This window comes from Mycolicibacterium xanthum, assembly GCF_019710635.1.
Taxonomy (GTDB): Bacteria; Actinomycetota; Actinomycetes; order Mycobacteriales; family Mycobacteriaceae; genus Mycobacterium; species Mycobacterium xanthum.
Window position 1 is genome coordinate 73,863 of the sequence record NZ_JAIFZS010000047.1, and the last position, 11,977, is coordinate 85,839.

Annotated in this window: 7 protein-coding genes; 3 read left to right on the top strand and 4 right to left on the bottom strand. The window is 68.2% G+C overall.

Features of this window, described 5'->3' with window-relative positions:
* Positions 1–185 precede the first annotated feature (185 nt).
* Positions 186–2,861: an ATP-binding protein gene (locus JDV09_RS18425; protein ID WP_372452959.1), complete on the top strand. Its 2,676-nt coding sequence runs from the start codon at positions 186–188 to the stop codon at positions 2,859–2,861.
* Between the two features lie 153 nt (positions 2,862–3,014).
* Here the strand turns inward: JDV09_RS18425 and ppsA are convergent, their stop codons facing one another.
* Entirely contained in the window at positions 3,015–5,405 is a 2,391-nt protein-coding gene (gene ppsA, locus JDV09_RS18430; RefSeq protein WP_221370590.1) for a phosphoenolpyruvate synthase, read from the bottom strand.
* 341 nt (positions 5,406–5,746) lie between these two features.
* Between ppsA and JDV09_RS18435 the strand changes: the two genes are divergently transcribed.
* Positions 5,747–6,883, top strand: a complete 1,137-nt coding sequence (locus tag JDV09_RS18435; RefSeq protein WP_221370591.1) for a 6-phosphofructokinase — start codon at positions 5,747–5,749, stop codon at positions 6,881–6,883.
* A 33-nt stretch (positions 6,884–6,916) separates the two neighbouring features.
* On the opposite strand, the gene JDV09_RS18440 is transcribed toward JDV09_RS18435, so the two are convergent.
* Positions 6,917–7,327 (bottom strand): cytochrome P450 family protein, encoded by a 411-nt coding sequence (locus tag JDV09_RS18440; RefSeq protein ID WP_255605609.1) that lies wholly within the window; start codon positions 7,325–7,327, stop codon positions 6,917–6,919.
* A 181-nt stretch (positions 7,328–7,508) separates the two neighbouring features.
* Here JDV09_RS18440 and JDV09_RS18445 point away from each other — a divergent pair, with 181 nt between their 5' ends.
* Positions 7,509–10,826 carry a helix-turn-helix transcriptional regulator gene (locus tag JDV09_RS18445; protein WP_255605582.1) on the top strand — a complete coding sequence of 1,106 codons (3,318 nt, stop codon included), beginning with the start codon at positions 7,509–7,511 and terminating at the stop codon, positions 10,824–10,826.
* A 22-nt stretch (positions 10,827–10,848) separates the two neighbouring features.
* Here the strand turns inward: JDV09_RS18445 and JDV09_RS18450 are convergent, their stop codons facing one another.
* Positions 10,849–11,511 (bottom strand): hypothetical protein, encoded by a 663-nt coding sequence (locus JDV09_RS18450; RefSeq protein WP_221370592.1) that lies wholly within the window; start codon positions 11,509–11,511, stop codon positions 10,849–10,851.
* A 74-nt stretch (positions 11,512–11,585) separates the two neighbouring features.
* Positions 11,586–11,972 carry a DUF1304 domain-containing protein gene (locus tag JDV09_RS18455; RefSeq protein WP_221370624.1) on the bottom strand — a complete coding sequence of 129 codons (387 nt, stop codon included), beginning with the start codon at positions 11,970–11,972 and terminating at the stop codon, positions 11,586–11,588.
* Positions 11,973–11,977: the final 5 nt, after the last annotated feature.

The following is an 11,977-nucleotide window of genomic DNA, read 5'->3' on the forward strand; positions in this document are numbered from 1 at the left end:
TGCCCGCCGTACACGTTTGCAGAAGGATTGGGCACCGGGATCGGATCGCCCTCTGGAAAGTTGCTGTGTCGACGGGCATCCCGGCCGACCGGCGGCGCCGCGCCGCTTGCTGCGGGCCGGATCTCCGGCGCTGGATTCCGGGAATGGGCACGAGTGACAGCAGGTCGGTGTGGCATTCTTCGGGGGTGTCAGCTGATCCGGCGGCACTGCCTTCGGGGGTGCTGACGTTTCTGTTCACCGACGTGGAGGGCTCGACCCGTCGGTGGGAGACCGATGCCGAAGCGATGCGGGCGGCGCTGGCCGCCCATGACGAGGTGCTGCGTTCGGCGATCGAGACGCATGGCGGCTGGTTGTTCAAGCGCACCGGCGACGGGGTGTGCGCGGCGTTCGTTTCGCCGCGGTGCGCGGTGGATGCCGCGGTGGCCGCGCAGCGCGCGCTTCAGTTGCCGGTACGGATGGGAATCGTGACCGGCGAAGCCGAGCTGCGCGACGGTGACTACTTCGGGGCCGTGCTCAATCGGGCTGCGCGGGTGATGGCGGCCGGACACGGCGGCCAGATCCTGCTGACCGAATCGACGGCCGCAGTGCTCAGCGGAGTGGACCTCGCCGATCTGGGACCACGGCGGTTACGCGATCTGCCGAGCGCCGTCGAGGTGTTTCAGGTGCGCGCGCCGGGTCTGCGCACCGAGTTCCCGCCGCTGCGAACACTCGATACCGCGCCGGGCAACCTGCGGCCGGCGGTCACAAGCTTCATCGGCCGCCGGTCTGAGGTCGGCGAGGTGACCGCCGCGCTGCGGACGCATCGGCTCGTGACGCTGACCGGGGTGGGCGGGGTCGGCAAGACCCGCCTGGTACTCGAAGTTGCAGCACGGTTGGCGGACGAGTTCCCGGACGGGGTCTGGTTTTTCGAGTTGGCGGCGGTCACCGATCCGGCGGCGGTACCCGCTGCGGTGGCCGCGGTACTGGGCATCACCCAACAACCCGGCAAGAGCGTGGGTGAGTCGGTGGCCGCAGTGTTGGAGGGCCGGGTGCGGCTACTGGTGTTCGAAAACTGCGAGCACGTCGTCGAGGCCGCGGCTGATCTGATCGCGGCGATCCTCGCCGCCTCGCCGACCGTGACGGTGTTGGCCACCAGCCGGGAGGCGCTGGGGATCGGCGACGAGTTGGTGTGGCCGGTGCCGGCGCTGGACGTCGAACAGGGGGTCGAGTCGGCGGCGGTGAACTTGTTCGTGGCACGCGCCCGCAGCGTGGCCCCGCACTTCTCGCTGACCGAGCCCGAGGATGCGAACGCGGTGGTGGAGATCTGTCGCCGCCTCGACGGGATTCCGTTGGCGATCGAGCTGGCAGCCTCGCGGATGGCCGCCATGAGTCCCAGTGAGGTGCGCGATCGTCTGGATGAGCGGTTTCGGCTGCTGGTCGGCTCCCGACGCGGCCTGGAACGCCACCAGACGCTGCGCCACGCGGTGGCATGGTCCTACGGCCTGCTCGGCGATGCGGAAAAGTCGCTGTTGACCAGGTGTTCGGTATTCGCCGGCGGGTTCGATCTGGAGAGCGCGTGCGCTGTGGCGAAACCCGACGGCGTCGAGGACTTCGCCACGCCGGACCTGCTGGAGGCCCTGGTGTGCACGTCGTTACTGGTGGCCGACGGGTCGGCCGGACGGACGCGGTTTTCGATGTCGGAAACCATCCGCCAGTTCGCCGAGGAGCAACTCGTGGCCGGCGGGGTGGCCACCGGGGTCCGGGCGGCGCATGCCCGCTACTTCGCCAGACGCGAAGCCGACATCCTGTCCCGCTGGGACAGCCCCCGCCAACCCGAGGTGTACGCGTGGTTCACCGCCGAGCTGGCCAACCTGCGCACCGCGTTCCGGTGGGCGGCTGACGACAGCGATCTCGACGTCGCCGCCACCATCGCGACCTTCGCAGCGTTTCTCGGCCTGTGGGTCGATCAGTACGAACCCATTTCCTGGGCCGAAGAACTCATCGAGCCCGCCCGCACCGCCGGCCACCCCCGGCTCGCATTCCTGTATGTGATGGCGTCACAGTGCTACCTCGCCGGACGGCCCGCGACCGCCGTCGGCTACAGCGACGCCGCCCAGGCGGTGTTCGGCGATGACTGCGGCGACGTGCCGTACGGCATCCAGGGCCTGCTGGGCGCTGCCTACCTGGTCGTCGGCCAGCCCGAACGGTCGGTCCAGTGGTGCCGCACCCAACTCGCGCGCGGTCGCGACACCCATACCTTCACCTGGTCGGCCCTGGTCTCCACGTTGGCGATCGCCGGTCGCGCTGACGAGGCAAGGGACGCCGCGACCGGTCTGATAGAGGCTGCCGAGGCCACCGGCAACCCGTGTGCGCTCTCGTTCTCGCTGATGGCCTATGGGCACGCTGTCGGCGACACCGATCCCGGCCGGGCCCGTGCCGCCCTGCGTCGGGGCCTGCTGATCGCCGCCGACAGCGGCAACCGCGACACCGAGACGCACCTGGCGGCCACCCTGGCCCGACTCGAAACGCACTCCGGTGAGCCGCTGGCGGCGCTCGAATACTCCGCTGTAGCCATCGGCAACTACCACGATGCGGGTAACACCGCCAACATGCGTGCCGCGCTGGCCTCCCTCGCCATTTGTCTGGATCAGCTCGGATGTTACGAGCCGGCGGCCACTGTCGCCGGTTTCGCGTTGGATCCCATCACCGCGGCGTGGGTGCCCAAGATCAACACCGCGATCGCTCATCTGCGCGATGTCCTCGGTGACTCGACCTACGAAACGCTCGCCCACAGGGGCGAGGCGATGACCGCCGCCGCGATGGCGACCTACGCCTACGACCAGATCGCCCGGGCCCGAACAGATCTCGAACCCGTGGGCTGACGGACAAACCCGCTCTCGGTCGATGAGAAATCCGACGCGGGGCGGAGCCCGCTTGATCATCGGCACCGGGGCTCACGGCGCTTCGCCGATCATGCCCGAGGCGGCGGCGAAGGCCGCGCACTGCGACCGCGGGACGCCGGGTGGCGGTCGGGGTCATCGTGGCGGTGTGACCTGTTGTTCGAGTTCGAGGATCTGGCCGGTGGTTTTCACCACCGTGTCGGGGTTCAGGCTCATCGAGTCGATCCCCAGCCGCACCAGGAACTCGGCCATGTCGGGGTAGTCCGAAGGCGCCTGCCCGCACAGGCCGGAGTGGATTCCGTTGCGGCGGCAGCCTTCCACCGCCATCCGGATCATCGTCTTGACGCCTTCGTCGCGTTCGTCGAAGTCGAACGCCACGATCTCGCTGTCGCGGTCGACCCCCAGCGTGAGCTGGGTGAGGTCGTTGGAGCCGATGGAGAACCCGTCGAATCGCTTCGCGAACTCGTTGATCATGATCACGTTGTTCGGGATCTCGCACATCGCGTACACCTGAAGCCCGTTCTCGCCCCGCCGCAGACCGTGTTTGGCCATCTCCTCCAGTACGAGGTCGGCTTCGGTCACCCGGCGCACGAACGGGATCATCAGCACCACGTTCGTCAGGCCCATCTCGTCGCGCACGCGTTTCATCGCCTGACACTCCAGCGCGAAACCCTCGGCGTACGCCGGATGTGCGTAGCGTGACGCCCCCCGGAACCCGATCATCGGGTTCTCTTCGTGCGGCTCGAAGGCCGCTCCGCCGACCAGGCTGGCGTATTCGTTGGACTTGAAGTCCGACATCCGCACCACGACCGGCTTGGGCCAGAAGGCGGCTCCGATGGTGCCGACCCCTTCGGACAGCCGCTCCACGAAGAAGGACCCGCCGTCGGAGTAGGCATAGGTCAGCCGGTCGATGGTGCGCCGGGCCTCGAGATCATCGACCTTGTCCGGATGCAGCAGGGCCAGCGGGTGGACCTTGATGTACTCGTTGATGATGAACTCCAGCCGGGCGAGCCCGACGCCGTCGTTCGGCAGGAACGACGTCTTAAAGGCCAGGTCCGGGTTTCCGAGGTTGAGCATGATCTCGGTTCGGGGCCGCGCCATCTCGGTCAGCTCGGTCTGATCGACGTGGAAGGGCACCTCGCCCTCGTACACGCGACCCGTCTCGCCCTCGGCGCACGACACCGTCACCACCGCACCATCGGGCACACTGGTCGTCCCGTCGCCGGTGCCCACCACGGCAGGAATGCCCAGTTCGCGGGCGATGATCGCGGCATGACAGGTCCGCCCGCCGCGATTGGTGACGATCGCCGCCGCCATCTTCATCACCGGCTCCCAGTCCGGTGTGGTGGTGTCGGACACCAGCACCTCACCCGGTTTGAAGTCGGACAGGTGGGTGAGATTGTCGATCCGTCGCACCGTCCCCGAGGCGATCTTCTCGCCCACCGAACGCCCCTCGACCAGGACCTCACCCCCACCGTCGAGGGTGAACGTCTCCAGCGTCGTGCCGCTGCGCTGGGAGGCCACCGTCTCCGGACGCGCCTGGACGATGTACATCTTGCCGTCGATCCCGTCCTTGGCCCATTCCATGTCCATCGGCCGCCCGTAGTGGGCCTCGATCGCACACGCGTACCCGGCCAGTTCCAGCACGTCCTCGTCGGTGAGACAGAACCGGGCACGGTCGGCCTTTGGGGTGGGAATGTTGCGGGTCGTCTCCTTGGTCCCACCCTCGACGTAAACCATCTTGACCGCCTTGTCGCCGATCAGGCGGCGCAACACCGCACGGTGCCCGGCCAGGTATGTCGGCTTGTGAACGTAGAACTCGTCGGGGTCGACAGCGCCCTGAACCACGTTCTCGCCCAGGCCGTAGGCACCGGTGATGAAGACCGCGTCGGGGAAGCCCGATTCGGTCTCGATGGAGAACATCACGCCGGACGAGGCGAGGTCGGAGCGCACCATCTTCATCACACCGATCGACAGCGACACCCCGAAGTGGTCGAAGCCCTGGTCGATGCGGTAGTGGATGGCGCGATCGGTGAACAGGCTGGCGAAACACCGGCGGCACGTGTCGAGGAGACTCTCTTCACCCTTGACGTTGAGATAGGTGTCCTGCTGGCCGGCGAAGCTCGCCGTCGGTAGGTCTTCGGCGGTCGCCGAACTCCGTACCGCCAGGCTGACGTCCTCGCCGTACTCGTCCTGGAGTTTGCGGTAGGCGTCGAGAATTTCTGTGGCCAGGTCGTCCGGGAGCCCGGCCCCGTAGACGAGCTCCCGGGCCCGTTTGCCCTTGCGCGCCAGCGCGGTCACATCGACCGGGTCGATGTCGTCGAGTTCGGCGTGCAGCGGGTCCCAGGCGCCCGCGCTGTCCAGCATGTAGCGGTAGGCATCGGCCGTGATCGCGAACCCGTTGGGGATGCGCACACCCTGTTCCGACAGCTTCTGGAACATCTCACCCAGCGAGGCGTTCTTACCGCCGACCAGCGGGACGTCGTCGATCCCGACCTCGTCGAAGAAACGCACGTACTGACTCATAAATTGTCCTCCCTAATGTGCTTGCCGATGTCGGTCAGTCGCTTGCGGCCTGTCTCGTTGGGCTCTGGCGTCGCCACCCCAGCGCTGCGCGCGTTTCTGCGTCGCATGCACCGCAGCGTAGTGATCAGTCCAACCGCCCATACCCGAAATCCGGCGATGGGGTCCCCGGGGGCAGACCGGCCTCCGCGATCAGGGGTGGGAGAAACTGTCGCAGAGGGTGTTTCGATCTCCCAGCGGCTCGCCCCGACCGGCCGGGGCAGTTTGGGCCGGCTGACAACCGATTCGGCCGCACCTGTTCGACAAACCAGCGGTGAGTGGCCGGCTGACGTAGGGTTCGCTTCGTGAGGCCTCCGATCAAGCGGATCGCGCTGAGCACCGGCGGTGGTGACGCGCCGGGACTCAACGCCGTCATCCGCGCGGCCACCCTGGCGGCCCGGAACCGCGACTGGGACGTTGTCGGGATCCGCGACGGCTACAACGGGTTGCTTTTCCCCGACGAGTATCCCGACGGCGGGTTGATCGAGCTGACGCGGGACAGCGTCCGCGGCATCATCCACCAGGGCGGCACGATCATCGGCACCACCAATCGTGGCAACCCGACCGCCTATCCCATGCGGCAGCCTGACGGCACCTGGAAAGAGGTGGACCGAACCCAGGAACTGCTCGCCCGCTTCGACGAGCACGGTATCGATGCGTTGATCACGATCGGCGGCGACGGATCGCTGACGATAGGCCGCCATCTGCACGAGGCCGGGCTGCGCCTGGTCGGCGTGCCCAAGACGATCGACAACGATCTGGAAAAGACGACCTCGACGTTCGGCTTCGACACCGCCGTCGACTTCGCCTCGGAGTGCATCGACAGGCTGTTCTCCACTGCAACGTCGCACGGCCGGGTCATCGTGGTCGAGGTGATGGGCCGCTACGCCGGGTGGATCGCCCTGAACGCCGGCATGGCGTCGGGGGCGCACGCGATCCTCATCCCCGAGATCCCGTTCGACCTCGAGCACGTGGCGGCCTTGATCACCCACCGCGAGCAGCACGGGGCGAAGTTCTCCATCATCTGCGTCGCCGAGGGAGCCGTGCCGGCCGGTGGAGAGCTGTCGATCGTGGGCAGGGCGGTGGGACAGGCCGAACGGCTCGGGGGTGTCGGCGCCAAAGTCGCCAACCAGCTCGAGGCGATCACCGGACGGGAGACCCGCACGGTCGTGCTCGGTCACCTGCTGCGGGGTGGCTCACCCACGTCGTTCGACCGGCTGCTCGGGCTGCGCTTCGGCGCTGCCGCGGTGCGCGCACTCGACGAGGGACACACCGGCGTCATGGTGGCGCTGAATCCACCGACGGTGGACTACATACCCCTCGAAGAGGCCATCAGCCGACAGAAGACCGTCCCGCTGGACTGCGACTCGATAGCGACCGCCCGCGACCTGGGGATCAACTTCGGCGACGAACCGCCGCGGCACAGCGCGATCGGGCGGTGATCCGGATCTAGCCGGACACGCGCCAGGGCCCACTTAGATCGTTCCCTTTACGATCAATCCGGTCAGGACCTCTCGGATCTCGTCGGCGGTCAGTCCCCGGCCATCCACCTCGTGAGCGATCAGTCCGGAGATCAGGTCGCCGCCTGGACGGTGGCAACGATCGGCGATCAGCACGTCGACGTATGAACCGACGGCATCCCACGTCCGGAAGTCGTCGGCATGGTCGACCCACCGAGATATCTGGTGCCAGTCGCGGACCGGCGCTCCCAGGGCAGCGCAGAGCCCGCCCAGGCGCGGTCCCAGGATGACCCAGGCGACGTCGTCCTCGGATGGCGACGTGCGCCGCGCCGACAGCAGCTCCGACGGGTCGGGTGTCGAGTCCATGCTCAGCTCCCGGTGTTGGTGGACCACGTCGATCCTGACACCCAGCTGACCGGCCAACATCGGCACACACGCGCATTTCGATGGATGCCGAGGCGCAGACCACAAGGCCCGGGGCGCACCAGGAACGGGACCCGGAGCTGTCCTCGCCTCGGCTCTCGGCCGGCCCCGCCAGGGCCGAGACCGCGGGATTTACGCCCTTGAGCGGATGTTCCGCCCCGTGCATCCGCGGACGCTGACTAGCATGAGCGCGACTGCCTGGAGTGACACTGACATGGCCGACCTGCTTCCGTCCGGAACGGTGACGCTGCTGCTCGCCGACGTCGAGGGATCGACGCGGCTGTGGGAGCGACAACCCGGGGCGATGTCCGCGGCCATCGCCCGACTCAACAGCGCGGCCGACCAGTCCGTCGCGGTACACCAGGGTGTTCGGCCGCTCGAGCAGGGTGAGGGCGACAGCTTCGTCGCAGCTTTTGCGCGGGCCAGCGACGCACTCGCCTGCGCGCTCGAATTGCAGCGCATGGACTTGGCGCCGATCCGCCTTCGGATCGGCGTGCACACCGGCGAAGTGCTGCTGCGCGACGAGTCCAACTACGCCGGCACGACTGTCAACAAGACCGCTCGTCTGCGGGACCTGGCCCACGGCGGGCAGACGGTGGTGTCCGGGGCCACCGAGGAAGTCGTCGAGGACCGAATCCCGGACGGCGCGTGGCTGACCGAACTGGGCAACCACGTGTTGCGTGATGTGCCACGCCGGGTACGCGTCCTCCAACTCTGCCATCCCGATCTGCGCGCCGACTTCCCGCCGCTGCGCACGGCCGATAGCGTCGCCAGTCACAACCTTCCCGCTCAGCTGACGACCTTCGTCGGGCGCCGCGACCAGATCGCGGAGGTCCGGGCGACGGTGGCCGGCAACCGGCTGACGACCCTGACCGGCGCGGGCGGCGCCGGCAAGACGCGACTGTCCGTCGAGGTGGCCTCCCGGCTCGCCGACGAATTTCCCGCCGGCATCTGGTACACAGACCTCGCCCCGGTCATGTACGCCGAGGTAGTCCCACTCGCCGTGGCCCGCGCTCTGGGCCTGCCGGATCAACCCGGCCGCTCGATCACCGAGACGGTGATGCGCTACGTAGGCGAACGCCGGATCCTGCTGGTGCTGGACAACTGCGAGCACCTCCTGGAACCGTGCGCTGCCCTCACCAGTGAGTTGCTGGGCAGCTGCGCCAATGCCGCGATCCTGGCGACCAGCCGGGAACCCCTCATGGTGCCCGGTGAGGTCATCTGGCAGGTGCCCTCGCTGTCTGTGACCGACGAGGCCGTCGAATTGTTCGCCGATCGCGCCCGGCGGGCCCGTCCCGACTTCGCGGTGACCGCCGCCAATGCCGCGGCGGTGACCGAGATATGCCGCCGCCTCGACGGCATGCCCTTGGCCATCGAACTCGCGGCGGCGCGCATCCGGGCGCTATCGCTCGACGAGATCGTGGGTGGCCTGCACGACCGCTTCCGGCTCCTCACCGGCGGCGCCCGCACCGCAGTGCGGCGCCAGCAGACCCTACGCGCGTCCGTCGACTGGTCGCACGCACTGCTGACCGAAGCCGAGCGCGTCTTGTTCCGCCGACTGTCGGTGTTCATGGGCGGCTTCGATCTCGGCGCGGCCCACGCGGTGGCGGGCGCCACGGAGATGGAGGCCTATCAGGTGCTGGACCAGCTGGGCTTGCTGGTCGACAAGTCTCTGGTGGTCGCCGACAACTCAAGCGGTTCAACACGTTATCGGCTGCTGGAAACGGTTCGCCAGTATGCGCTGGAGAAACTGGGCGAATCCGGAGAAGCCGACCGGATCCGCGTCCGGCACCGCGATCACTTCGCGTCGCTGGCCCGCAGACTGGATTCGCCGGCCCGCAACGACTACGAGCAGCTCATCGAACAGGCAGAGACCGAGTTGGACAACCTGCGGGCGGCATTCTCCTGGAGCCACGAAAACGGCGACGCCGCTGCGGCACTCGATCTCGCGTCGTCACTGCAATCGCTGTGGCTGGCGCGGGGCAGGCTGGTCGAAGGGCTGGCCTGGCTCACGGCGGCGCTCGACACCGCTGGAGCACAACCCGACGTGCCCCGCGCGCGGGCACTCGCCGATGAGGCGGTCCTGAACTCGTGGGTCGATGTCACCGCCAGTCGCCAGCACGCCATGGAGGCACTCGCCATCGCTCGGGATGCGGACGACGTGCCCCTGCTGACCCGGGCGCTGACCGCTTGCGCGTGTATCACCGCACACGACCCCGAGATCGCGCAACCGTACTTCGACGAGGCGATCGGTATGGCAAGGGAATTGGACGATTCCTGGCGGCTGAGCCTGATTCTCGGCCGACAGGCGTACGGCGCCTTCATGGCAGGCGATTTGGCCGCTGCGGAGCGAATCGGCCGTGAAGGACTGGGCCTGGCCGACGCGATCGGCGACCATTTCAACTCGCGGCAGTGCCGCTGGGTGATCATCGACGTCATGAGCCTGTGCGGTGAGTTGACAGCCGCGTTGGCGCAGACCCCCGAGTTCGTCGCCGAAGCCACCGCCGGGCACGACGCGATGAACAGGACGATCGGCCAGATGATCGAGGCGACCCTGCTGGCCTGGAGCGGCGAAGGCGAGAAGGCCTGCGCCGCTGCTCGATTGTGTATCGAATCGGGCGCAGAGATGGCCGGGCTGTTCGACCAGGGCGCCTATTCGATGCTGGGCATCGCGTGCCTGGCGGCCGGCGATCTCGCCGGAGCACGGCAGGCCTTGCAGGATACGCGGGAAGCCCACATCAATCTTCCCGCCGAACGGACGAACCTGGTCATCATCGGCGAGTTGGCGTTGGCCTGCGGCGATCTCGCCGACGCCAGGCAGTGGCTGGATGAGGCGGTCGTCTCGGTGCAGGGCTGGTGGCAGTGCTCGGCACTGTCGGTGCGTGCCAGGGTCCATCTGGCGGCACACGATCTCGACCGGGCGGCCGCCGACGCCTACCGGGCGTTGTCGCTGGCCGCCGAGAGCGGCGGATACATCACCGTCCCCGAGATCCTGGAATCCATCGCGGAATTGGCGTGCCATCACGACAGCCCCAGCGAAGCCGCCCGGCTCTACGGCGCAGCAGAGGCGGCCCGATCGCGGATCGGCGTGGTCAGGTTCCCGGTCTACGATGGCCGGCACCGGGCTTCGCTGACCGCACTGCATACTTCCCTGGGCGACAAGGATTTCGACGCCGCGTGGGCCGAAGGCAGCGCACTGTCGACCGAAGAAGCAGTTGCCTACGCGATGCGGGGCCGTGGCGAGCGCAAGCGCCCGGCCACCGGGTGGGCATCGCTGACGCCAGCCGAGCTCGACGTCGTCCGCCTGGTCGCCGAGGGCATCCCGAACAAGGACATCGCCGTACGCCTTTTCATCTCGCCACGCACCGTGCAGTCGCACCTGCGGCACGTCTACCACAAACTCGGACTGTCCTCACGGGTGCAGCTCGCCAACGAGGTGGCCACCCAACTCGGGAGTCAGGCAGGCCGGGACCGGCTGGCACCGAACCCGGCGAGCAGCTGAGCGATGCACTCGTGGTCGAGGGTCAGCGGTGCGCCAGCTTGTGCCGCCCACTGCCGCTGAACAGGTCGCGCCAGCCGCGGCGCCGTGACTCGCCGGTCTCGTTCACATCGGTGGCGGAGGCGGCCGACGCGGAGGCGGCCGACTCGGTGTCGCGCTGATCGTCGGTGCGAGTCGGCTCGGCGATCACCGAGCGCTGCGCCCACTGGATGTCGCGCGCCGTGCGCACCGACAGACGGCCCAGCGCGAGCGCGGCCAGGAAGATGATCAGCGCGCCCAGCCCATAGAAGTACGTCAACTCCAACCACACGCGCTTGGCATCGGTGGATGCCACCGGCGTGCCGACCTCACCCAGGCCCAGCGGGCCGGCCAGCGCGCGCCCGATCACGAACCAGGCGCCCGCGACCACCGCGATCCAGCTGCCGAGCAGGGCGGTTGCGCGGTTGCGCGAGGCGAACATCAGCAGCCCGCCGAGCGCCGCGACGGCGCCGGGCAGCACCTCGAGCCAACCGCGCGCCACGGTCCACACCCACGGTTGGTCGGGGGTGAACGCGAAGTCGAAGTACGGACCGATGAACGGCGCCAGCGCGCCCCACAGGCCCAGGAACATCACCAGCAGCCCACTGGCCGCGCCCCGGCTTCGCGGGATCTGCAGCCTGCCGGGCGTCCGCTCAGAAGTGTCAACCATTGTTCTGCCTTCCTCGAGTCTGCCCAGCGGGTACCCGCCGGCAGCAGATGCCAACCCCGCGGCCGACAGCACTCTCAGAAGATCAGACCCACCACCAGCAGCAACACTGCGACCAACGGCAGGGCGCCCTGCGTCACCGCAGCGCGGGCCTTGTCCGGCGCGGCCGCGATCAGCACCACGGCGGCCGCCAGCATCGACCCGATGCCCGCGAACACCAGCGCCGCACCCACGGCGCGCGCACCGAGGAGCACCGCGATGATGCCGCACGCCGTGACGATCGCCAGGAACAGGTTGTAGAACCCCTGGTTGAACGCCAGCAACCGGGTGGTCTCGGCCTCTTCCGCCGTGGTGCCGAAGACGGCCCGGGTCCGCGGTGACGTCCAGGTGAAGGACTCCATCACGAAGATGTAGACGTGCAGCAGCGCCGCCAGCCCAGCAACGATCAACCCCGCGATCACCATCGTGG